Source organism: Belliella buryatensis (assembly GCF_900188245.1).
In the GTDB taxonomy this organism is placed as follows: Bacteria; Bacteroidota; Bacteroidia; order Cytophagales; family Cyclobacteriaceae; genus Belliella; species Belliella buryatensis.
In genome coordinates, this window is record NZ_FZOK01000013.1 from 13,189 (window position 1) to 35,759 (window position 22,571).

Sequence of the window (22,571 nt, forward strand, 5' to 3'; positions counted from 1 at the left end):
GTTTGATTAGATGACATAAGCGCCTTTGTCATTGATTTCGGAAATATAAATATCTACATCAAGGCCCACTTTTTGGTAAACTGTTTGCCCTACTTTTTCTACTTCTTCCGCAATTTTTCTTGATGGAGAAAGTACAAATATAGTAGGTCCAGAACCCGAAATACCTGAACCCAAAGCGCCAATCGATTGGATTGCATCCCTGAGTTCATAGAATCCTGGAATTAATAAAGCTCGGGTTGGCTCAGCGATGACATCTTTCAATGATCTACTGATCAAGCCAAAATCAGCTTGATAAAGCCCTGATATCAGACCTGCAATATTCCCTGATTGGATGGTAGCGTCTTTCAGAGAAATCTGTTTCCGGAGTACAGCCCTTGAGTCAGCTGTATTCAATTCTAGGTGTGGATGCAGCAATGTACAGCATAGGCCTTTTGGTACTGGAAGCTTGATCACATCAAGCGGATGATAGTCTCTGATCAAGACAAACCCTCCCAAGAGGGAAGGTGCCACATTATCTGCATGGGCAGCACCACAAGCGATTCTTTCTGCCTCTATAGCGAAGTTGACCAAGCTTTTTTTATCAAAAGGATAACCTAATAAGGCATTTGCAGCCACCAATGCTGCTGCTGCACTTGCGGCGGAAGAGCCCATCCCTGAACCCAGCGGAAGTCCTTTGTAGAGGGATATTTCCATTCCGCCCTTATAGTCCAGTTTTTGGAGCATGGCTTGTATGGCGACAGTACAAGTGTTCTTTTCTGATTCGTAAGGTAGCTTGCCACCATCTCCAGCGATTTGAATCACTTCCAATCCAGGTGTCTCTCTCAGGCTCACTTCCACCTGATCTCCCAGCTCGTCAATAGCAAAACCCAAAATATCAAAGCCACAAGAAACATTGGCAACAGTAGCAGGGGCAAAGGCTCTTATCGATTTTTTCATTTGTTCAACATTGTTTTTTAGTGGTCAAAAAGAACCTCTTAATTAGATTCTTTTCTTTTTCTACACTGAGCTCGAATTTATGACCTGGTATAGTTTCCGATTCGGATTACATCTGCAAATACACCAGCAGCTGTGACATCTGCACCCGCTCCTGGTCCTCTGATGATCATTGGGAAATCATGGTAGCGCTCTGTTGTAAATAGAATCATGTTGTCACTGCCTTTAAGCGTGGAAAATGGATGTGTAGCATCAAGTGATTGTAAGCCAACCTTGGCTTTACCATTTTCTAGTGTAGCCATGAAGCGTAATTTTTGTCCCTTTTCTTTGGCTTGTTCAAGGAGTCTTGCAAATTCTTCATCATGCCCTTTAAGCTTGTCGAAAAACTCTTCAACCGAAGCGGCAAGCACACAGTCTTCAGGCACCATACTCTGTATGCTGATATCTTCAAAATGCAAATCTTGCTCTGCTTCTCTACCAAGAATCAGGATCTTTCTGGCTACATCCATTCCACTGAGATCATCTCTTGGGTCAGGCTCTGTGTAGCCTAAGTCTTTAGCTTTTCTTACTACATTTGAAAAAGGTGCCCCGTTTTCCAATTCGCTGAATATATAATTCATCGAGCCACTTAATACTGCTTCAATTTTCAAGACTTTATCACCGCTGAGCATCAAATCTTGAAGGGTATTGATCACTGGAAGACCAGCTGCCACATTAGTTTCGTATAGGAACTTCACACTTCGTTTACCTGCTAATCTTTTGAGGTTTTTATACTTTTCCAAGGAGCTTGAATTTGCCTTTTTGTTTGGAGTGACGATGCCTACTTTCGCTTCTAGGATTCTTTCATAAAAATCAGCGACATCCTGACTTGCCGTACAATCCACAAATACCGAGTTGGAGAAGTTCATGGACTCCATTTGAGCAATAAACTGATCTAAGTCCATAACTTTTGCGTCAGAGGCTTCTTCTGGTAAAGGGCAATTTTTCAAGTCAAATCCATCTTCATGAAAGCCCATGTACCTAGAATTGGCAATGCCGTGAATTTGTATGTCTAATAGATTTTCTTTTTGAAGTTTTTGCTGTTGGTTGGCAATCATCTTGATCAAAGCCTGACCGATCAATCCCACCCCGACAAGGAACACGTGAAGCACTTTATTATCGGAGAGGAAAAATGCTTCATGGAGGGCATTCAGTGCTTTTTGTAAGTCAGCTTTAGAGACTACTGCTGAAATATTTAGCTCTGAGCTACCTTGAGCAATGGCATAGACATTGACATTATTTTGCCCTAGCGCTTGGAACATTCTCCCGCTGGCTCCTGGGTTTTGCTTCATGTTTTCTCCTACTACGGCTACTACTGCCAATTCAGAAATCACATGAACCACATCTATTTCTCCATTTCTAATTTCATGGAAAAACTCCTTTTCTATAGCTTCTTTTGCCACACTTACCTCTGAAGCCTTGATTGCTAAACATGTGATTTGCTCAGATGATGCTTGTGATATTAGGATCACATTGACATTGGCACTTGACAATGATCCAAAGATTCTTCTATTGACATCTATCACATCTAAGATTCCCGCACCTTGGATATTCAATAGTGCAATGTCTGACATTGAGGAAATACCTTTAATTAGTTTTCCAGCTGGTGCATCACCATTGATTAGGGTGCCAGGGTTAGAGGGTTCGAAAGTATTTTTGATGTAGATTGGGATCCCTTTTTTCATGGCAGGTTGCATGGTGGAAGGGAAGATCACTTTGGCTCCAAAATGAGACAACTCCATGGCTTCATGATAGCTCAGTTGTGGAATGGTGAAGGCTGTATAAACCAATCTAGGATCTGAAGTCAAAACACCAGAGACGTCTGTCCAGATTTCTAAACTATCAGCATGAAGTGCTGATGCAATGATTGCTGCAGTATAATCAGAGCCACTTCTTCCCAGCGTGGTAGTTTCTTTTTTAGCTGTGGCCGCTACAAAGCCAGTAATGATTTGTATACCATCATGTTGGTGAAAATAATCTTGGATGAGGTCATTGGTTGTGGGGAAATCCACTTTAGCATTTCCAAACCTATCGTTGGTTCGGATGATCTCTCGAGCATCGAGGTAATGGGAATCGAGTCTTTCAACTTTAAGGGCTTCTGCCAATATGAATGTGGAAAGTCTCTCTCCAAAGCTAGCTACATAGTCCAGAGTTCTTGGAGTGCATTCTTTGATCAAATAGATGCCATGAAAGAGGTCTTCCAGTTCATTGAATCTGACTTTGACATAGGTTAGTACTGGTGATTGGAGATGGATGGGGATCAATTGTCTCACTAACTCAATATGTCGATCTTCTAATTTTTTGACTGCTTCGATAAATGACTTATCTCCATGCTTTGCATTGGAGGCGCTGCGTAATAAAATCTCAGTTACGCCACCAAAAGCAGAGAAAACAACTGCGATTTGATCCTTCTTTTTGCTTTCTTTGATGATTTCAAAGACTTTTTTAATGTTTTCTTGATTGGCTATTGAGGAGCCTCCAAATTTTAAGATTTTCATAAAAATCGGGTTTATAAGACTGGATTTGATATGATGATGATAGGTGCCATTGCTGGACCGATAATAGATAGGTCAATATGTAAGAATACTACGGGATTACCCCGTGATGGTGGTAGCAAAAATCGTCGTCATGCCAGAAAAAGAAAGCATAGCCATGCCCTTTTTAGGGAATAAATGGTAGCCGATATGTGTGATAGCGAATTGCATGATGCTTTAAATACAATACAATTGTAATTACAATTATTCAAAAGTCAAAATAAATTTTTGCTGAATATTTAATTTACATACGTTTTATTTGATTAAATGGAAATTAATTAATTGTTTTTTTGAATAAAACACAAGGGGTATTCAAATCAAAATTTGGAATTTTTAATTTATACCTTGAATTAATTTCAAATAGGGGTAGATTCAATAGAGAAATTTGATTTTGAAATTATTTTAAGTTTTAAATTTTAAAAAGCTTTGTAAAAATATTAAAAATATAGCGTATTATAATTTTTATCAGAATTATATGTTATATTCCTACTTGTTTTAACCATTTTAATTCTAACATTATGAAAAAATTAAGTAATCTATTGCTCTTGATCGTGTTTTTGAGCTTTTCATCTTGTAGCTCTATCAGTAATCTCAATCCATTGAGCTTGCTTACAGGGAATAATTGGGTCTTATCATCACTCCTTGGTGGTGGTTTGGATGCAAGTAAGTTTACATCAGGACTTCCTTTTCTAAACTTTATGGATGGAGGTAAGCTGGCTGGTTTTACAGGTTGTAATAATTTCTCAGGAAGTTTTCAGATTGATGGAACATCTTTAAATTTAGATCCCGGAGCGATGACAAAGAAAGCTTGTGAAGGTGGAGGAGAAGATCAATTTATTTCTTTACTCATTCAGGCGAAAAATTTCAAAGTAGCCAAGGATAAGCTCACTTTGCTCGATGGAGCTAAAGAACTCATGAGTTTCATTCCTCAAGCGAAATGATCATCCGTAATGAAATTAAATTGTGAGATTGTCATAAATAATTGTTGTTGGTTTTGGGTGTTTAGTTGGCAATGCATCAATTGGTTTAAAACATGATATTTTGATCAGCTGTCAGTTTGGGTGTGTATAATTCTATCCTATTAGAAAAAGTATTTTTATATCGTTTAATTGGGAATCGTTAATTATGAGTATCCGCAATGTTCCATGTTGGGTAAGAAGAGACATATCAATTTGCGGAAACTCGTCAACTTTGGACAGCCCACGGTCAACCAAACTTGAAATCTTACATCCAACAATCTATTTTTTGGCAAGGTGCAAGAAAGCGGATTCACATCATCAATAAATAGAAAAAGGAGCTAAAAGCTCCTTTTTCTATATACATCCTTCTTTGTTTCGGGTGTCTATGACATAGGTGATTTTCCAGCCTTCTGGGGTTTTGATGAGTGAAAATGAATTAACACCACAGTGGCTGAAATTATCATTGACATAGAATTCATATGGTGTCCAAGCTGAGGCCATGGCACCATCTATTTTGATTTGGTAGTCGAGGATGCGTTCATCTAAAACTGTATTAGCGGGTGTGGTTGCTATCCTATTGATGAAATCCTTCACGCTATTACTTCCTAGTGTAGCGCCATTTTCCGTAGCTATGGTCGTGTGCATCATTGCATCTGGATGAAAAACCTTTTGTACCAAGCTTTGGTCTTTATTTTTCATCCCTTCAAAAAGCGTGGCGATGACTTTTTTAACTTCTTCCTCGTTAGTTTGTGCTTGGACAGATACTATTGTAAATAGTGTAATGCACAAGGTGATTAATAGGCTTTTTTTCAGTTTCATTTTCTTTTGATATCTCCTCCAGTGTTGGTTTTCACATCGACCATTCTCGGATCTCCTTTGTAGGTGACAATAGCTGCCGTTGCTGCGGAGCCTTTGATGGACTCTACTACGGTAAACTCTGCTTTTGCAGCAGTATTTGCAGTCACTTCTGCAGCATCGACAGTAAGTTTTCTACCATCTATATCTGCTTTCGTAAAGATCTTCAGGTCTAGGTTTTCAGCTTTCCCGTTGACAGCGATTTTGGCATTTGTGGATGCTTCAATGAATAGGTTTGTTGCATTCACATCTGCTTCAATATAAGCATTTGATGTTGCAAAAAGATAAACATTATCACTGGATAATTGGTCTGCCGCGAAAATCTTAGCATTGCTACTCGCTTGGATTTCATCTATGTCCACGTAAGTGATGGTCACTTTTACAGAACTAGAGCGGAAGTTTCCTCTTCCAAGTTTTAGCTCAAGGGAATTATCTGACACGTTGGTTTCTACTTTATCCAAATCAACGCCAGAGGCGACGATAGAGATGGAATTTTTATCTCCTTTGACTAATTCTGCTTCGATGGCATTTCCAACTTTGATGCTGGAGAAACTCCTGAGATCTCGGGTTTCTTTTTGAGTTTGAGCAATGCTTTGCTGGGTCAAGACTAAGAATAAAATTGCGAGTAAGCTGGTTAGATTTTTCATTTTGTTTTGATTTAGACTCCTCCGTATAGTTTGAAGGTCATATTTCGCAGATCTGGGTTGTTGATCGCATAGTGCATGGCTTCAGCTATTTCATCAGGGTGAACCCACTGTGAAAAGTCTGCTTCAGGCATTCCCTCTCTGTTTTGAGGAGTGTCAATGATGCTCGGTACAAAAATATGAGATCTTATTTTTGTACCTTTTGATTCTTCAGCCACATAGTCTGCTAGATTGACCACCATATTTTTACTCAAAGCGTATGCCACAACATTTTTGCCATCTTCTGGCTGTAAAGCTGGCCTAGCTCCTACGAATAAAAAACTGCCTTGATTGGCTTTTTTCATCATTGGGAGGAAATATTTCACCATATTGAATGCTGAGAAAAAATTAAGTTTCATCATTTTTTGAATGTCCTCCGTAGAAGTGGCTTCAATATCACCTCCTGCATATCCCCCTACTAATAGGATAATAGAATCTACTTCACCATATTGGAGCTGATATTCTTTCGCAAATGCCTGTGCAGAAGATTCGTCTGTTACGTCTACTTCGTATAAGTCATCAGCATCTTCTATTTCATCACCTGAGTTAGGTTCTACAGTGGCGATGATTTTGTAGCCCTCCCTTTTGAATTTTTCTACAACTGATTTTCCTAAGTTTCCTGCTGCACCGGTTACGATTATATTTCTGTCCATATAGTTATTTTATTTTTCTTCTTTAAAATTAAGGCTTAATTTGACCAAAGCCTTACAATTAGCAAAAAATCAATTTAAGAGTATGAAGCAAAACGGTGAAAATTATTTCGATTTGGTCTTTGAAGTTGTGAAATTAATACCTCCAGGTAGGGTGACTTCTTATGGTGCAATTGCAAATTATCTTGGAATGAAAAGTGGAGCTAGGATGGTAGGCTATGCTATGAATGCTTCACATGGTCATTCAGATGTGCCGGCGCATAGGGTTGTTAATCGAAATGGGGTTTTGACAGGTAAACATCACTTTGGGGCAGCAGATCTCATGCAAAAATTACTTGAAAAAGAAGGTTTGATCATTAAGAAAGACCAGATTATGGATTTTGAGAAATATTTTTGGGATCCAAGTGATCACCTATTATAGGTAATTTAGGCCTGTTTTTATCCGTTTTACAGACTAAATAAAGTTTTTTTCAACAAAAATTAACAAATTTTAAGAAATGTGTATGCTTTTTGTAATCTCTGTATTCAAATGAAAAAGAGTATGGAAACAGAACTAAAAAGTCACATCGCAGAGAACCTTAGAAAGCACAGAGTTTTGAGAGGATATACTCAAGAGTATATTGCTGAGTATTTGGGTAAAAGAGATTATACAGCGTATTCCAGATATGAACAAGGAAGGTCTAACCTTAAAATGGAAGATGCTATCAAGTTGGCAAATCTGTATGAGGTTGATGTCCAAGAATTGATTTCTGTGACGCCTTCTGTATCGGCTTATTCCGATAATGGGAAGAAAAGCAATGGAATGATTTCTATATTGGTAGACTTAGATGGTTCTAGCAATACATTGGAGTCCAATATTCATCGGTTGAAGAGAATCAATGATTTATTGGCAAGGCAGGAGCTCTGATCAGCGTCTTCTGAGTAAGTAGAGCCCGATAAACATCAGCAATCCATTTAAAATTAAGGCCTCAAAGCCAAACTTATATCCGCCTAAAAGTTTTTCAGAATTCTTACTGATCAGGTAAGTTAGAATCGGTGCAGCAATAGCCAGATATGGTACAAATTGATCCTTGACTTTAAATTTGGTGAACAAGCCAAAGGCATAAAGTCCTAGTAGAGGTCCATAGGTATAACCAGCTATGATAAAAACAGCATTGATGACACTTTGGTCATTGATCCATCTGAACATCAGAATTACTACAAACATTAAGGCGGTAAAAGCCAAGTGAACTATTTTCCGAACTCTGGTTTGTCTGTCTTTTGGAATATTTTTTTCTATTTCTAGAAAGTCATAACAGAAGGAAGTAGTCAAGGCTGTTAATGTTGAATCGGCACTTGAGTAGGCAGCTGCAGTGATTCCCAAAACGAAGATTACTCCAGCTATCGCTGCAAACTCTGTAGTTGCTAAAAGTGGGTAAAGATCATCTGTTCTGCTCGGTATGGATATCCCCTTTGTCTCAGCATATAGGTATAGTAGGATACCTAAGGACAGAAAAAGGAGATTCACTATCACCAAAATGATGGTAAACCAAAACATGTTTTTTTGGGCATCACCTATGTTCTTACATGTTAGGTTTTTTTGCATCATGTCTTGATCCAAGCCAGTCATGACGATAGTGATAAATGCTCCTGAGATAAATTGCTTGAAGAAATTTTGGCCAGATCTCCAATCCCAGTTGAAAATCTCTGATCGCTGATCGGAAACTACTGAACCTACATAGTCTGATATTCTCACCAAGCCCAAATCTTTACCAATCAAATAAATGCTACTAACTACTGCTAAAAGCATGAAAAATGTCTGTAGCGTATCTGTCCACACTACAGTCTTGATACCTCCTCGGTGGGTGTAAAGCCAAATCAATCCAACAGTAATCAATACAGAAACCCAAAAGGGGATACCCCACTGGTCAAATAGAATAAGCTGTAATACACCTGCTACAAGGAACACTCTGATGGAGGAGCCTAAAGTACGTGAAAGGATAAAGAAAAAAGCTCCAGTTTTGTAAGACCAAAAGCCAAACCGGTCATTCAAGTAGCTATAAATTGAAACTAAGTTCAATCTGTAATAAAGTGGCAATAGAACTTTGGCGATGACAAAATAGCCCAAGGTATAGCCCATTACAACTTGGAAATAATTGAAGTTGGTGTTGCCTACTTCGCCAGGTACGGATATGAAAGTAACACCTGAAAGCGATGCTCCGATCATCCCGAAAGCGACCAAGAACCAAGGGGATTGCCTATCTCCAGTGAAAAATGTGTCTTGAGAAATTTTACGAGAGGTTAGCCAAGATATCAAAAACAACAGCGCAAAGTATGATGTTATGACGATAAGAACTAAATTTGAATCCATAGAAGGTTTGGCAATTGGCATGCTAAATTGTTCATAATAATTAAATTTGCAAAATGAATCGAGAAACACAAGCGCTACCAGAATTAGACGAGGTTGAAGTTTTACTGGAAGAGTTGATAGATAAGGAAGAGCACGATCTTGTTGTTTTCAATGATGATGTGAATACTTTTGATCATGTGTCAAAAATCTTAATTAAAGTCTGTAAACATACACAAGAGCAAGCGGAACAATGTACACTGATCATTCATTACAGAGGGAAGTGTGCTGTAAAAAAAGGGAGTGCAGAAAAGCTCAAGCCGATGTGTCAGGCTATCCTAGACGCAGGTATTCAAGCTGCTATCGTTTAAATCAATCGAAAAGTGAATTTCCCCTCTAAATTGATAGAAGATGCGGTCAATGAGATCAGCAGATTGCCTGGAATTGGTAAGAAGACGGCTCTAAGACTAGCACTTCATCTACTTAAGCAAAAAGAAAATGTAACTGAAGCTCTGTCTCAAACTCTTTTAAAGATGAGAACAGAGATTAAGTATTGTAATGTCTGCCACAATATTTCTGATTCAGAGGTTTGTAGTATTTGTACAAGTGCAAGAAGGGATCGGCGTACCATCTGTGTAGTTGAAGAAATCCCCGATGTATTGGCTATAGAAAATACTTCTCAGTATACAGGTCTCTATCATGTGCTGGGTGGGGTCATTTCACCTATCCAAGGAATTGGACCTGATGAGTTAAGAATAGAATCTCTTTTCAGCAGGATTTCAAATGCTACCGAAAATGATAAAGTCGAAGAAGTTATTTTGGCTTTGCCAGCGACGATGGAGGGTGATACTACTTGTTTTTATATTACCCGAAAATTGAAAGAATACGGGGTCAAAGTAAGCACCATAGCTAGAGGAATCCCGATTGGAGGTGAATTGGAATATACAGATGAAGTTACGCTTGGAAGAAGTATTCTAACACGTGTAAATTATTCTGCTGATTAACAAAAAAGGTTTGTCTTAAAAGAAACCCTTTCTATATTTGCAATCCGATTTGGGGGATTACCCCGATAGTTATCGGGATGGCTAGAGGGTCCCGACAGGCATCGGGAAGGCCACCTGACTATTAAAGTTATTAATTAAAGAAAAGGGGGATTAGCTCAGTTGGCTAGAGCGCTACACTGGCAGTGTAGAGGCCACCGGTTCGAATCCGGTATTCTCCACTAAAAATTAAACCTAACTATTGATTATCAATTAGTTAGGTTTTTTTGTTATAACATTTGTAATAACATCCCTAACTTCTTTTTTCAAACAAACACGAGTCCTTTCCCCCTCCCACCCAACGGGACTCATTCCTTTTTTTGGGGTATACTCTCCTCTTTTCAAGGACATAGTTGAATTTGACCCTTCTAACTCCTGTATAAACCTAACCCGATTTTATTTAGAAGTGGGGATTTCTGAAAAAAAATTCAGAAAAAAATTGTCTAAAAACAACCAAACTAATATTTTTTTTAAAAAGAGGAATTCAAATCCACAATTCAATCATTTATTCGTTTATATTCTTTTATCTCACAGATTACATCATTCACAGAAATCAGATGGGAGAAACTTTATGTCTTTTTAAGGTTTCTAAACAAAAAACTTCCTAAAATAGAAGGAGAACAACTATCAATCACTGATGCGATTGACTTGGGTTCATTAAGAATTCAGTATATCGGAAGGGATAAATTATCATTGGAAGATAAAGTAGGTGAATTAGAACCATTATATCATCCAGGTTCAAAATCTCAAACAGAAGAAGAAAAAGAACTATTATCACAAATTATCAAAAAGATAAATGAGGTCTATGGAACAGAACTTAAAGAAGAAGACAAGTTCATAGAATCAAAATTAAAAAATGGATAATGAGTAAATTGTAAATTTTTATTGTAGTAAAATAAGTCCAATTTAACCCTCCAACTGCAAGGTTTACTGCAATCTATCCCTATTCCAAATTAAACCTCGTCTTCGTAGTTGGTTGTATGTAACCCGTTTTTCGAACCACTTATAAGTTGAAGATAGGTATTTGCTTTTAGATAGTTAATAGGACTTTGGTTATTAAATGATTAGCTCATGGTTGAAAAAATCCTCAATTGAATAGTTTTTCCCTTTGACCTCCCCCTTTACTTTTTTGAATCTGCCTTTATACTTATGAAAAAGGAGGTTCACATGTCAAATCAATTATTGAATAAGTACGCGGAGATTATAAGTTCTCTCAAAGCATCCAATGGGATAAAGGTTGTATCAGTCGAAGAGATAAATGACAACGAGGTTTTTCTAAGGCTGAAGGATTCGTTTGAATCCTATTTTTCTAAAATCAGTGAGAACCGATTTCCATTGCTTATCCTAATGGATAAAATCTTCACTGCCGTAGAGATGAAAGGTGGTTACAAACTAAAGGTTCATAACTACCTCTTTTTCGAGCTACCCGATGGATCCCACTTTAGATTTTCCCCTTATGGACCTGATGGACTTGAAATAAGTCGTATTTGGGTAAATCCTCAGCATCTCAATGGAGGGCTTGGTTCTGCGATGATGGATATGTTCTTTCAGTTTGTGATGGATTCGATTGGGTACATCCCTCCACTATTCTTGGAATGTACTGGGTCTGTTGGATTAGGGGATAATGCCCAAGTAACCACCATCTCCAAGCAAACCAACTTCTTCCGAAAGTTTGGGTTTAGGGTAAAGGATGGAAAGAATTATCCCTCTTATGTATCTATGTCAAGACCAAAAGAAGAAAAACAATTCTTTGGAATCTTTGACTCGGAGGAACTGAATCAGGAGTAAGCCCTCCACTTAATTCAACATCAACTTTTTTATTTTAGTCACTGTATTGATAGACACTCCAGAAATGGAAGCCACTTCTCTCATACGGTATCCTTTTTTCAATAACCCCATCGCCTTTTTGTTTTTTACTTTGGATAAAAAGGTGATGGGGTCTTCTTTTGTTCCTTCCTTTCTACCCAAATATTTTTTTTGAAGTTTGGCGATAGCGATTCCTTCAAGTTGTCTCTCTTTAATCAACTTTCGCTCCATTTCAGCGACAACACCCAAGATGGAGATGATCATTTTTGAAATTGGGTTTTCTTCCCCTTTATCATCTAAAGTGTAAAGGCCTTGGCTTACAAAGTGGATTGGGACTTTTCGTTCAGTACAGTAATGTATGAAATTGATGATATCTCGGAGGTCTCTACCGCATCTATCAATCTGCCATACGGCTAGGGAGGAGACCACTTGGGCATCAATCAATTTTTTTAACTCGATTCCACCAGGTCGTTCAAACATGGGGATGGAACCAGAACATTTGTCTTCTATGACTCTGTCATAAGAAGATTCGTTCACTCGTTGTCGGTCGGTCTTTTGGTCGACGGTAGAAGTTCGTACGTAAAGGATAGAAATGCTCACAATATTAAAGTGGGTAGGTGATGAGGCTAAAATATGCCTATATTCTGTCTAATGCTGCATTTTTCACCAAAAAACTTTACCTAAAAGTGTAGCAAAAAAAGGTCTACCTTAATTATGAACTTCAAATCTCAAAATCCTTAGTTATCAAGGATTTTGGATGAGTCATTTCAGCGGAGAATCTGTATTCTGGGTTTTATAGGAAAATTACCTTAACTTGAGTTTCAGAAAACAAATGACCAAGTCAACCGACTAAATGCACTTGATTGAACTAAAAACCAATCTTGATTGAAATTTCAGCAAAAGAATAAATGACGTTAGACCAATACGTAGATAATATCAATAAACGATTTAGGCTCGGTAATGCCACGGAACATACTTTTCGTGGGGATTTACAGCAACTAATTGAAAGTTTAGTTCCGACAATAAGGGCGACCAATGAGCCTAAAAGACAAAGTTGTGGGGCACCCGACTACATTCTGACCAAAAAAGAAATTCCAGTTGGTTTTATTGAAGCTAAGGACATTGGCGACAAAGACCTTGAAGGAGCAAAGAAAACGGGCAACAAAGAACAGTTCGACCGTTACAAGGCTTCGCTGAACAATTTAATTTTTACCGACTATTTAGACTTCCATTTATACATTGACGGAATTTTTATTACAAAAATTGCAATTGCTGAAATACAAAACGGAACTATCGTTCCGTTGCCTAACAACTTTGCGACTTTTATAAATCTCATCAAAGACTTTGCTTCCCACGTTGGACAGACAATAAAAAGTTCAAAAAAACTGGCAGAAATGATGGCGGGCAAAGCCCGCCTTCTTTCTGATGTTATTGAAAAGGCGTTGACAAGTGACGAAACTCATAATGAGAATAGCACACTTAAAGACCAGATGAACGCTTTTAAACAAATCCTTATTCACGACATTACTCCCAAAGGATTTGCAGACGTTTATGCACAAACCATTGCTTACGGAATGTTTGCAGCTCGTTTACACGATGCAACTTTGCCAACATTTAGCCGTCAAGAAGCCGCTGAACTCATTCCAAAATCAAATCCGTTTTTACGCAAACTGTTTGGCTACATTGCTGGTCCCGACATTGACGACCGTATTAAATGGATAGTAGATAGTTTGGTAGATATATTTTTGGCTTGCAATGTTGAAGAGATTTTAAAAAACTACGGAAAGTCAACAAAAATGGAAGACCCAATCATCCATTTTTATGAAACATTTTTGAGTGAGTACGACCCAAAATTACGAAAGGCTCGTGGCGTTTGGTACACTCCTGCTCCAGTTGTAAATTTTATTGTTCGAGCAGTTGACGACATTTTAAAAACCGAATTTGATTTACCGCAAGGACTTGCCGACAGTAGCAAAACAAAAATAAAAGTAGATTTACAAGGCAAAAAGACAGAACAGGAAGTTCACAAAGTGCAAATACTTGACCCAGCAACAGGAACAGGAACCTTCCTTGCCGAAACTATAAAACACATTCATAAAAAGTTTGAAGGACAACAAGGCATTTGGAGCAATTACGTAGAAACGCATTTATTGCCTCGTCTTAATGGCTTTGAGTTGCTAATGGCAAGTTATGCAATGGCACACCTTAAATTAGATTTGCTTTTAACTGAAACAGGCTTCAAACCAACAACCAACCAAAGGTTTAGAGTATATCTTACTAATAGTTTAGAAGAAAGCCACCCCGATACAGGAACTCTGTTTGCAAATTGGTTAAGCACAGAAGCCAATGAAGCCAATCACATCAAAAGAGATACGCCAGTAATGTGTGTTATTGGAAATCCACCATACAGTGGAATATCTTCAAACAATGGCGAATGGATAAGCAAACTGATTGAGGATTACAAATATGTTGATGGTGTTCATTTTAATGAACGCAAACATTGGTTAAATGATGATTATGTAAAGTTCTTACGATACGGTCAACATTTCATTGAGAAAAATGGTAGTGGAGTTTTAGCATTCATAAACCCTCACGGCTTTCTAGGGAATCCTACTTTTAAAGGTATGCGATGGCACTTGCTAAAAACTTTCGATAAAATTTATACCATAGATTTACACGGTAACAGTAATATTAAAGAAATATCACCTGATGGAAGTCCTGATATAAATGTATTTGACATTCAGCAAGGAGTTTCAATTAACATTTTTATAAAGACAGGAAAAAAGAAAAACAATCATTTAGGGGAAGTATTTCATTTTGATTTATACGGAAAAAGAGAAGTTAAATATGACTTTCTGATAGATAATTCGTTGAAAACAGTAAACTTCAATAAATTAAAACCTGAAGCACCATATTTCTTTTTTAAAAATTCGAATAACGATTTGTTTGAAGTTTATAATAAGAGCTTTTACATAACCAATTTATTTACTAATAATTCTGTTGGTTGCGTTACTGCCAATGATGGTTTAAATATTTCATTTACAAAACAAGAACAGACATCTAAAATTGAAGATTTACTTGAAATGCACGAAGGAGATTGGCGTATAAAGTATAATCGTAAAAAAGACTCAAGAGATTGGACGTATCAAACTGCAAAAAAAGATGCAACAGATAACAATCAAGTGAATAATTATACTCGTGTTTCATATCGCCCATTCGATACTAGATGGACTCTTTATACAGGTAATTCAAGGGGATTATATTCTAGCCCTCAACCTAAGGTAATGAAGCAGTTTATCCAACGTGAAAATTTAGGTTTAGTAACAGCAAGGAGCAATAAATCTGAAACTTGTGACCATTTCTACATTTCAAAATTTTTGATGGAAACCAAATGTGGTGAAAGAACTACCCAATCAGCCATTTTCCCACTTTACATTTATCCCGAAACCAGCGGTCAACAAACAATCGGGCAATCAACAGAAAGAACTCCAAACCTAAACGCAGAAATTGTAAAGGAAATAGCGGAGAAATTAGATTTAACTTTCACCAACGAAAAAGAAAAAACAGATGGAACATTTGCACCAATAGACATTTTAGATTACATCTATGCAGTTTTACATTCGCCCTCATACAGAGAGAAATACAAGGAATTTTTAAAAATTGATTTCCCTAGAGTGCCTTATCCAAAAGACAAAGACATATTTTGGCAATTGGTAAAACTGGGCGGACAAATCAGAGAAATACATTTATTGGAAAGTCAAACAGTTGATAAATACATAACGCAATATCTAATAGACGGAAACAATGTAGTTGTAAAACCAAATTACGAAAACGGAAAAGTGTACATCAACGACACACAGTATTTCGACAATGTTCCGCAAATCGCTTGGGAGTTTTACATTGGTGGTTATCAACCAGCACAAAAATGGCTCAAAGACAGAAAGGAAAGAAAACTCGAGTATGAAGATATCCTACACTATCAGAAAATCATTGTTGCGCTTTCAGAAACGGATAGATTGATGAAGGAGATAAATAATATAGAGATTGAATGAAAGAAATGAATCCATCTGTTTTTGTCCTTAGGGCTGATTTTGGTCGGTATACAGACACTTTTGAAAAAGAGGGTTACATCGGTATAGGTTGGTTTACAGAAGACCCCATTGGATGGGATTTAATTAATAAGGATTTTTTGAAGGTTAAATACAGGGAATTATTCCCTAATGACCCAAATATGAGGATAAATCAGAATGTGGGTCAAATCCATCGATTCGTAAATGAATTAAAGGTTGGGGACTTGGTGATTTCACCATTCATGGATGCTAGTTTATTGGTAGGGAGAATAGAGAGTGAATTGTTTTTCAAATCTGATTCTACTTCACCTTATCCATGGCGCAAAAAAGTTAAATGGTTTAAGGAAAGAATTGACAGACACACCCTATCTGTTCCTTTACAAAACACGCTTAGGTCATCTTTAACCTGTTTTAGAGTCAATGCATCACATGAGATTTTGGTGCTTCTTGGCTTATCAAATGGGCAAAAAATGAATGTGGCAGATAAATTACTATTGCCAGAATCTAACTTTGAATTGATTCGAAAGAAATTCCTTGAACTGGAAGCAACTGAATTTGAATATTTGGTTTCTTATTTATTGAGAACACTCGGGTTTGATCCAACGCAAGAAATAGGGAAAGTTGGAGACGGAGGTATTGATTTTGAAGGGATTTTGGATGTCTCAGGTATTGCTTCAATCAATTTACAGGTTCAAGTGAAGCGCTATGATAAAGGTGTTATTGGAGAGAAAGAGATAAGGGGATTCAGAGGAGCGTTGAAGAAGGATTTTCAGGGTTGCTTCATTACGCTATCTACATTCAATAAAAAAGCTATTGAAAGTGCAGGAGATAAGGAAAGAGAGCAAATTCAATTAATTGATGGATATAGATTCACTGAAATATTCATTGAACAGTATGAGAAAATTATTGATGCTATGTATAATGATGATATGGATGATTTAGCAGGAAAATTAAAATTCAAGAAATCTTTATTGCCAATTTGATTTCAATTATCATTTACAGAAGTATTAACAAGAGCACGCACTGTAAATTTCTATTTGAAAAATAATCACGTAAAAAAAAATAGTTTTTTCTTTCAAATAAGCATAGAAATCCCCTTGTAAAAATTTTCATTTCAATTTATGGAAGGGTTTTATCCTTCGTGGATTAGATAGGAATTTCAAAGGACCAGTTCGTTTGCACCCATATCCTCCTTATAACCGACCCCTTTTCAACTCTATCGGGGACACCTCAACCGATATTTTTAGATATTATTTCAATCCCTCAGTTTACTACCCGACTTCTGACCCGTTCTGTTTCGCATTCATTAGAAACCTGCTTGGGTGATAAGTGCTTTACCCTATGATGGACACTTGAGTTAGTGTTATTCTAAACTATAAATACCTGTTTGTAAAGCTTTTGTCATACCTTTTGCTGTTTATTTATCTATTTATAAGAAAAGACTTATGAAAAGGGAATTAAAAGACAAAAAGATTGTAATCAGGGTTACAGAAACCCAGTTTAAGAAATTGGCAGAGGGTATTCTTGAAGAAGATAAATCAATATCGCAGTTTATTCGAGAAGCAATTCGAGAAAAATTAAAGTGAATTACAAAAATTTCATTTGAATTAAGTTTTCAAAAAGATTAAAATTTGAAGCAATAATATCGCTATTTGGTCTTAGCAATGGTAAATGCAGAGTTGACAGTATTAATCGTTTTTATTACATTTGAAAAGTTCTCAATTACAAGAAAAACTTATTTTACTATGAAATTAATAAATCTAAAGACAAGGAAAAGATTATCTTTTCCAAAAAGTGTTATTGTAATTTTATTGGTTTTGATTACAGTTTTTGCTTGTGAGGTTGAGGAGCCTATCCCTACCTACACCTTGATTACTGCTGTTTCTCCAATTGAAGGTGGAAAAATTATGGTTTCTCCGCAGGCTGCAAATTATCAAGAAGGTGTACAAGTAACACTTACTCCTGAGCCAAATGAGAATTGGGTATTTAATCAATGGGAAGGGGATGGTGCGGGTAGTACTACCCCGCTTCAGATCACGATGACTTCGAATAAGTCTATTACTGGTGTATTTGTAAAACGAGACTATCCATTAAATATAGTGATTGAAGGGGAGGGAACTGTTGAAGAAAAAATCATCACTAATCCGTCGGGTAGAGAATACCCTCATGGAACCACTGTGGAACTTACACCTAAACCAAAAGAAGGATGGGAATTTGAAAGTTGGGGAGGAGACTTGGTTGGTAATGAATCTCCAAAAAATATCATGGTGGACAAGGCGAAGAACGTGACGGTGAAGTTTAAAGAATTTAGTTCCTACAAAATAAATAGACTTAGGTTTGGCCAAGAATATTCGTCTTCATTTAAAAATTTAGACTGTACTTTTTTTAATCCATGTGCCAATTTTCATTATAGCGCAGGTGAGGCTGAGTATTTTATGTTACCGGGAACAACACCGACTGCAGGACCGCCTACACCCTCAATTACATTAAAAAAGGTAAATGGCAAATGGGAATTACACAAGATCCATCACGATGCTCTTATGAATCAACCCAGAAATTTTAAACTTCTTAATTCTAGTGAATTTGTAATTGGGGATTCCAATGAGCATGGAAGTGGCCCATGGAGGGGGAATATGTGGTATGGGAAAATAAAAAGTGATGGGGATGTTAATTGGAAAAAAATTAATTCTGAAGCCGATAAAGCTTTTTATCACGGGGTCACTGGAGGAGATTTGAATAATGATGGGCTTTGGGATTTTGGAGGTGTACCATCCGATCCAGAATACAAAATATTTATTCAGGAGCAAGACGGCTCTTTTAAGAAAAATAATGACCTATGGAAATTAGATTTAATTGTTGGTCCCCCATTTACAATAAATTTTGAAAATGTTTTTGGAGATTCTCGTGATGAAATTATCACTGCTGATTATGGGGGAGGTTATTTAAGCGATAGTAATCCATATATAAACCATATTGGGGTATATAAAATTAATGAATTGACAGGGAGATATGAATTGCATTTCAGATCATCGGAACCCAATATATTACCCTTTGGTTTGGGTGCAACAAGTATACTTGTCGCTGATTTCAATAAAGATAATATAATGGATATTGCAGTAGCCAGAGAGGACACTATGATAGATAAAGTTAATTCAATTGAAGTTTGGTTAGGGAAAGGTGATGGAACCTTTTATTCTTCTTTTTCAAAAATGTGGAAAACAAGTGAACTACAATTTAGAGAGTTCGATGTATTAGATGCAGACCAAGATGGATATCCAGATATTTTATTAAGGGCCAATGGAGGCAAAAATTACTGGACAGGTGAAATAAATCCTGCTGGAGACCCGTGGCCAGACGGTATTAATCTTAACAATAGTATTTTGATAAATAAAGGTGATGGCACATTTTCGGCATATTCGAAAAGACAATTTACATACAAACTAAGTGAAGGATATGGTTCTGTACCTATGAAAATAAATCCTTTTTTGCGCGATGGGAAATTATGTTTTCTTGGAACCCAGCCACATTTAAATGATTATCAAAAAGACGGATTTTATGATGTTGATATTATTGAGATTTGTTTAGATCTAAGATAAGTAATTGCCTTGGTAAATGAATTTAAACAAATACTTAATATTAAACTATTAGAAGAAAATGGTTAGATTATTAGGGTCAATTGATTTAGTAAGAGTGATATTTGGTCTAAGCATGGATTGGTGCGTGCTTGAAAGTGTTAATCGTTTCTCTTACATTTATAAAGTTCTCAATTACAGGAAAAAACGCATTTTATGATGGAATCACTAACCCATAAGTCACCCAAAAGAAAGTTTTTTAAAGAAAGCATTTTCACTGTTCTAGTGGCTTTAGTTACAGTTTTTGCTTGTGAGGTTGAGGAGCCTATCCCTACCTACACCTTGATTACTGCTGTTTCTCCAATTGAAGGTGGAAAAATTATGGTTTCTCCGCAGGCTGCAAATTATCAAGAAGGTGTACAAGTAACACTTACTCCTGAGCCAAATGAGAATTGGGTATTTAATCAATGGGAAGGGGATGGTGCGGGTAGTACTACCCCGCTTCAGATCACGATGACTTCGAATAAGTCTATTACTGGTGTATTTGTAAAACGAGACTATCCATTAAATATAGTGATTGAAGGGGAGGGAACTGTTGAAGAAAAAATCATCACTAATCCGTCGGGTAGAGAATACCCTCATGGAACCACTGTGGAACTTACACCTAAACCAAAAGAAGGATGGGAATTTGAAAGTTGGGGAGGAGACTTGGTTGGTAATGAATCTCCAAAAAATATCATGGTGGACAAGGAGAAGAACGTGACGGTGAAGTTTAAAGAGGCAGTAATATCGTACACAGAACAAGCTATAGTCATAACCTCTTCAAAATTTTCCACTGGAGAAGTTCAACAAACTATGAGAACCGTTAGTAGTGCATTTATTTATAATGATAATGATGGTAATATTTTTTCATTCCATCCAGGAACTCCTTCATTAAATCAAATAGCGGGCCCTCTTTCAACAGAAACTGTTCCGCCTGTTAGTTCTCAAATATTAAAAAAAGTTAATGGGCAGTGGGAACATTTCAAAGAGGATGATAAGGCGCTGTTTTGGGGAGCAAGGAACTTCAAAATTATTGGGGATAAAGTAGTCATCGGAGACGGGAATGAACTAGGCTCCAATTCGCAAGAATGGAAAGGAAATATTTTATATGGGAAAATTCTTTCTGATGGAAATATAGATTGGAAGACCGTAAATAAACCAGATGAAATGGGATATTTTCATGGTATTACGATGGGTGACATTAATAAAGATGGATTAATGGATTTTGCAGGTACTCCCGGTATAAACAATATGCGCCTTAATGTTTTTGTTCAAGAATCGGAAGGAGTTTTTAGAAAAAGAGATGAATTAATAAATATTAACAGGTTCAATGCACCTCCATTTACTATTGAATTTGCTGATCTTTTTGGTGATGAAAGAGATGAAATTATTATTGCGGATTATGGGGGTGGAACATCTCCTCCTGATTCTGATGATCATGAAATATCAGTTTATTCATTTGATTCCTCAACTCAAAAATATGAATTGAAATTTAAAGACAATTACCCAAATGCATATTCAGTTGGGCTTGGTGCAACTTCAATTAAGGTATTTGATGCAAATAATGATGGGATAAAAGATATTTCGGTAGCCAGAGAAGATTTAGAAGCTCATGGTTTTGAAATTTGGTTAGGTAAGCCGGATGGAACTTTTCAGTTCTCTTTTTCATCTCCAACTTGGACATCAAATGAAATGCAGTTCAGGGAGTTTCAAATACTTGATGCAAACAATGATGGCCTGAATGATATTATCTTGATTCCATTTCATTTTGGTTCACTTTTCAGAAATAATGCTCCTTGTGGTCCAGATACTTGTGAAGGGGTAAAATTAAACCACCTTATTTGGTTGAATAATGGTGATGGAACATTTGAAGCATATAATAAATCTGAATTAGTGGTACCTAACGTTTATGTACATTATTTACTACCATATAAAGTTGGTAATTACCTACATTTTGTAGGAACAGAAGCCTTGGGGTTCTGGCCAAATTATTCATCAAACTACAATCTTTTAGATATTAAACTTAAACTAGATTAAACTGTAAGATTTTTGAAAAATAATAATTGGAGGTCATTATGGCTTCCTTTTTTATTTCTATAAAATTGTTGATTCTACTATTATTTTTTTACCTCCATTTCTGGCTAATTTAAAAATTCAAATCCTCGTGCAGTCGAAGTTCAGGAAACAACGGTTTTTCAATCACTCGGAAAATTCGCTGCTCCACAGGGGAAATTCCATCAGTAGGAACTGGATTGGTGGAGTAAACAAACTCTACATTATCAATAGAATAGAAATAGAGGTAACTGGTAAGGTGATCGTGTAGTTCGTAGTACAAATCTATACCAGCAGGATTTGAAGAGTTCTGGGTGAAGATATGGATGATGACTTTAGCAGGGATTTTTCTCAAATCTATACATGTCCACCCAATATGGTAATGGATAAGTAAGTCCACAGTAGAGAAGATGGGATGGAAATGGAGCATCTTCTTCTCAAAGGATTTGAATAGTCGAATTAAGGTTGCCTCATCCATCAGATTGATCGTTGTTTGGCTAAGGTATAGCGGGAAGTTCAATAAGCATGAAGTAATCGGTCAGACTAACTCGTTGCTTTTTCAAAGAAGGCATCCCCAAAGAATTGGGAATGGGTCTTGAGTTGTACGATTTCTTCAATTTTGGATTTGAAGGTCTCGGCTTTACCAAATTCCAGTTCCACATCTATCCCTAATAGTTTTTTGATTCGGTGCTTGGTCTCTTGGTAGGGATAGGTTCCCTCATAAAGGATAATCATCTCCATAGTATCCAAATTAGACATGTAGAAATAGATGCCTGTGAAACCCTTGAAAAAGGTTCTGTTACTCACCCCTCCCAACGAATGAAGACCATTCTTGAGCATTCTAAAAAAGTGAGAAGGATTGCCTCCAAATAGTTTCTGAATTCGTGAGTTGGGGATTTTCAAATAGATGGCATCGGATTGACTATTGTTAACCAAGTAATTTTCAATCCGCTGCGTATGTGGGAGTGGTAATTTATGATATTTCATTTGCGTTTGATTTAGGGGGTAAT

General features: G+C 36.9%; 21 protein-coding genes and 1 tRNA gene. 13 read left to right on the top strand and 9 right to left on the bottom strand.

Features of this window, described 5'->3' with window-relative positions; all coding sequences use genetic code 11:
* Positions 1 to 6 precede the first annotated feature (6 nt).
* Positions 7 to 936: a homoserine kinase gene (locus tag CHB66_RS13300; RefSeq protein ID WP_089241758.1), complete on the bottom strand. Its 930-nt coding sequence runs from the start codon at positions 934 to 936 to the stop codon at positions 7 to 9.
* Between the two features lie 77 nt (positions 937 to 1,013).
* Positions 1,014 to 3,470 carry a bifunctional aspartate kinase/homoserine dehydrogenase I gene (gene thrA / locus CHB66_RS13305; RefSeq protein ID WP_089241760.1) on the bottom strand — a complete coding sequence of 819 codons (2,457 nt, stop codon included), beginning with the start codon at positions 3,468 to 3,470 and terminating at the stop codon, positions 1,014 to 1,016.
* Between the two features lie 554 nt (positions 3,471 to 4,024).
* On the opposite strand from thrA, the gene CHB66_RS13310 reads away from it, so the two are divergent.
* Complete coding sequence (locus tag CHB66_RS13310; RefSeq protein WP_089241762.1) at positions 4,025 to 4,447, top strand: META domain-containing protein; 423 nt, start codon at positions 4,025 to 4,027, stop codon at positions 4,445 to 4,447.
* 372 nt (positions 4,448 to 4,819) lie between these two features.
* Here the strand turns inward: CHB66_RS13310 and CHB66_RS13315 are convergent, their stop codons facing one another.
* From CHB66_RS13315 to CHB66_RS13325, 3 genes are read right to left on the bottom strand one after another with little or no spacing between them, the layout of a single operon-like run.
* Positions 4,820 to 5,284, bottom strand: coding sequence for a nuclear transport factor 2 family protein (locus CHB66_RS13315; RefSeq protein ID WP_089241764.1), 465 nt, complete (start codon positions 5,282 to 5,284; stop codon positions 4,820 to 4,822).
* A complete protein-coding gene (locus CHB66_RS13320; protein WP_089241766.1) occupies positions 5,281 to 5,967 on the bottom strand; it encodes a head GIN domain-containing protein in 687 nt (228 codons plus the stop codon). The genes CHB66_RS13315 and CHB66_RS13320 overlap by 4 nt, the downstream gene beginning before the upstream one ends.
* A gap of 11 nt (positions 5,968 to 5,978) precedes the next feature.
* Positions 5,979 to 6,656, bottom strand: a complete 678-nt coding sequence (locus CHB66_RS13325; protein WP_089241768.1) for an SDR family NAD(P)-dependent oxidoreductase — start codon at positions 6,654 to 6,656, stop codon at positions 5,979 to 5,981.
* Between the two features lie 82 nt (positions 6,657 to 6,738).
* On the opposite strand from CHB66_RS13325, the gene CHB66_RS13330 reads away from it, so the two are divergent.
* Positions 6,739 to 7,074: an MGMT family protein gene (locus tag CHB66_RS13330; RefSeq protein WP_089241976.1), complete on the top strand. Its 336-nt coding sequence runs from the start codon at positions 6,739 to 6,741 to the stop codon at positions 7,072 to 7,074.
* A 120-nt stretch (positions 7,075 to 7,194) separates the two neighbouring features.
* Complete coding sequence (locus CHB66_RS13335; protein ID WP_076502570.1) at positions 7,195 to 7,560, top strand: helix-turn-helix domain-containing protein; 366 nt, start codon at positions 7,195 to 7,197, stop codon at positions 7,558 to 7,560.
* On the opposite strand, the gene CHB66_RS13340 is transcribed toward CHB66_RS13335, so the two are convergent.
* The gene (locus CHB66_RS13340; protein WP_089241978.1) at positions 7,561 to 9,003 is read right to left on the bottom strand and encodes a sodium:solute symporter; all 1,443 of its coding nucleotides are present in this window, start codon (positions 9,001 to 9,003) and stop codon (positions 7,561 to 7,563) included.
* A 53-nt stretch (positions 9,004 to 9,056) separates the two neighbouring features.
* On the opposite strand from CHB66_RS13340, the gene CHB66_RS13345 reads away from it, so the two are divergent.
* The 5 genes from CHB66_RS13345 to CHB66_RS13365 all read left to right on the top strand — a co-directional run bounded on the left by CHB66_RS13345 (position 9,057) and on the right by CHB66_RS13365 (position 11,807).
* Complete coding sequence (locus CHB66_RS13345) at positions 9,057 to 9,350, top strand: ATP-dependent Clp protease adaptor ClpS (RefSeq protein WP_089241770.1); 294 nt, start codon at positions 9,057 to 9,059, stop codon at positions 9,348 to 9,350.
* A gap of 12 nt (positions 9,351 to 9,362) precedes the next feature.
* On the top strand, positions 9,363 to 9,983 hold the full coding sequence (recR, locus tag CHB66_RS13350) for a recombination mediator RecR (protein WP_089241772.1): 621 nt from the start codon (positions 9,363 to 9,365) through the stop codon (positions 9,981 to 9,983).
* A gap of 144 nt (positions 9,984 to 10,127) precedes the next feature.
* Positions 10,128 to 10,201, top strand: a tRNA-Ala gene (locus tag CHB66_RS13355).
* Positions 10,202 to 10,712: 511 nt separating this feature from the next.
* Positions 10,713 to 10,883, top strand: a complete 171-nt coding sequence (locus tag CHB66_RS13360) for a hypothetical protein (RefSeq protein WP_212668463.1) — start codon at positions 10,713 to 10,715, stop codon at positions 10,881 to 10,883.
* Between the two features lie 303 nt (positions 10,884 to 11,186).
* On the top strand, positions 11,187 to 11,807 hold the full coding sequence (locus tag CHB66_RS13365; RefSeq protein WP_089241776.1) for a GNAT family N-acetyltransferase: 621 nt from the start codon (positions 11,187 to 11,189) through the stop codon (positions 11,805 to 11,807).
* A gap of 9 nt (positions 11,808 to 11,816) precedes the next feature.
* Here CHB66_RS13365 and CHB66_RS13370 read toward each other — a convergent pair whose 3' ends face one another.
* The gene (locus CHB66_RS13370) at positions 11,817 to 12,425 is read right to left on the bottom strand and encodes a recombinase family protein (RefSeq protein ID WP_170932495.1); all 609 of its coding nucleotides are present in this window, start codon (positions 12,423 to 12,425) and stop codon (positions 11,817 to 11,819) included.
* Between the two features lie 308 nt (positions 12,426 to 12,733).
* On the opposite strand from CHB66_RS13370, the gene CHB66_RS13375 reads away from it, so the two are divergent.
* From CHB66_RS13375 to CHB66_RS13390, 5 genes are all read left to right on the top strand, one after another.
* Positions 12,734 to 15,877 (top strand): type ISP restriction/modification enzyme, encoded by a 3,144-nt coding sequence (locus CHB66_RS13375; protein ID WP_089241780.1) that lies wholly within the window; start codon positions 12,734 to 12,736, stop codon positions 15,875 to 15,877.
* Entirely contained in the window at positions 15,874 to 16,878 is a 1,005-nt protein-coding gene (locus CHB66_RS13380) for a restriction endonuclease (protein WP_089241782.1), read from the top strand. Before CHB66_RS13375 ends, CHB66_RS13380 begins: the two co-directional genes overlap by 4 nt.
* 462 nt (positions 16,879 to 17,340) lie before the next feature.
* Positions 17,341 to 17,481, top strand: coding sequence for a ribbon-helix-helix protein, CopG family (locus CHB66_RS16820; RefSeq protein ID WP_141107404.1), 141 nt, complete (start codon positions 17,341 to 17,343; stop codon positions 17,479 to 17,481).
* A 78-nt stretch (positions 17,482 to 17,559) separates the two neighbouring features.
* Positions 17,560 to 19,491, top strand: a complete 1,932-nt coding sequence (locus CHB66_RS13385) for a VCBS repeat-containing protein (protein ID WP_089241784.1) — start codon at positions 17,560 to 17,562, stop codon at positions 19,489 to 19,491.
* A 192-nt stretch (positions 19,492 to 19,683) separates the two neighbouring features.
* Complete coding sequence (locus CHB66_RS13390; protein WP_089241786.1) at positions 19,684 to 21,546, top strand: VCBS repeat-containing protein; 1,863 nt, start codon at positions 19,684 to 19,686, stop codon at positions 21,544 to 21,546.
* A 109-nt stretch (positions 21,547 to 21,655) separates the two neighbouring features.
* Here the strand turns inward: CHB66_RS13390 and CHB66_RS13395 are convergent, their stop codons facing one another.
* Together CHB66_RS13395 and CHB66_RS13400 are read right to left on the bottom strand one after the other, a co-directional pair.
* Positions 21,656 to 22,039 (bottom strand): hypothetical protein, encoded by a 384-nt coding sequence (locus CHB66_RS13395; protein ID WP_089241788.1) that lies wholly within the window; start codon positions 22,037 to 22,039, stop codon positions 21,656 to 21,658.
* A 65-nt stretch (positions 22,040 to 22,104) separates the two neighbouring features.
* Complete coding sequence (locus CHB66_RS13400; protein WP_089241790.1) at positions 22,105 to 22,548, bottom strand: hypothetical protein; 444 nt, start codon at positions 22,546 to 22,548, stop codon at positions 22,105 to 22,107.
* Positions 22,549 to 22,571: the final 23 nt, after the last annotated feature.

What these genes read in the sequence shown, in the direction of transcription:
- CHB66_RS13400 (WP_089241790.1), bottom strand. Translation starts at nt 22,548, where the DNA reads ATGAAATATCATAAATTACCACTCCCACATACGCAGCGGATTGAAAAT.
- CHB66_RS13340 (WP_089241978.1), bottom strand. Translation starts at nt 9,003, where the DNA reads ATGGATTCAAATTTAGTTCTTATCGTCATAACATCATACTTTGCGCTG.
- CHB66_RS13390 (WP_089241786.1), top strand. Translation starts at nt 19,684, where the DNA reads ATGATGGAATCACTAACCCATAAGTCACCCAAAAGAAAGTTTTTTAAA.
- CHB66_RS13320 (WP_089241766.1), bottom strand. Translation starts at nt 5,967, where the DNA reads ATGAAAAATCTAACCAGCTTACTCGCAATTTTATTCTTAGTCTTGACC.
- CHB66_RS13310 (WP_089241762.1), top strand. Translation starts at nt 4,025, where the DNA reads ATGAAAAAATTAAGTAATCTATTGCTCTTGATCGTGTTTTTGAGCTTT.
- CHB66_RS13345 (WP_089241770.1), top strand. Translation starts at nt 9,057, where the DNA reads ATGAATCGAGAAACACAAGCGCTACCAGAATTAGACGAGGTTGAAGTT.
- CHB66_RS13385 (WP_089241784.1), top strand. Translation starts at nt 17,560, where the DNA reads ATGGTAAATGCAGAGTTGACAGTATTAATCGTTTTTATTACATTTGAA.
- CHB66_RS16820 (WP_141107404.1), top strand. Translation starts at nt 17,341, where the DNA reads ATGAAAAGGGAATTAAAAGACAAAAAGATTGTAATCAGGGTTACAGAA.
- CHB66_RS13300 (WP_089241758.1), bottom strand. Translation starts at nt 936, where the DNA reads ATGAAAAAATCGATAAGAGCCTTTGCCCCTGCTACTGTTGCCAATGTT.
- CHB66_RS13330 (WP_089241976.1), top strand. Translation starts at nt 6,739, where the DNA reads ATGAAGCAAAACGGTGAAAATTATTTCGATTTGGTCTTTGAAGTTGTG.
- CHB66_RS13380 (WP_089241782.1), top strand. Translation starts at nt 15,874, where the DNA reads ATGAAAGAAATGAATCCATCTGTTTTTGTCCTTAGGGCTGATTTTGGT.
- CHB66_RS13365 (WP_089241776.1), top strand. Translation starts at nt 11,187, where the DNA reads ATGTCAAATCAATTATTGAATAAGTACGCGGAGATTATAAGTTCTCTC.
- CHB66_RS13335 (WP_076502570.1), top strand. Translation starts at nt 7,195, where the DNA reads ATGGAAACAGAACTAAAAAGTCACATCGCAGAGAACCTTAGAAAGCAC.
- CHB66_RS13315 (WP_089241764.1), bottom strand. Translation starts at nt 5,284, where the DNA reads ATGAAACTGAAAAAAAGCCTATTAATCACCTTGTGCATTACACTATTT.
- thrA (WP_089241760.1), bottom strand. Translation starts at nt 3,470, where the DNA reads ATGAAAATCTTAAAATTTGGAGGCTCCTCAATAGCCAATCAAGAAAAC.
- CHB66_RS13325 (WP_089241768.1), bottom strand. Translation starts at nt 6,656, where the DNA reads ATGGACAGAAATATAATCGTAACCGGTGCAGCAGGAAACTTAGGAAAA.
- CHB66_RS13395 (WP_089241788.1), bottom strand. Translation starts at nt 22,039, where the DNA reads ATGGATGAGGCAACCTTAATTCGACTATTCAAATCCTTTGAGAAGAAG.
- CHB66_RS13375 (WP_089241780.1), top strand. Translation starts at nt 12,734, where the DNA reads ATGACGTTAGACCAATACGTAGATAATATCAATAAACGATTTAGGCTC.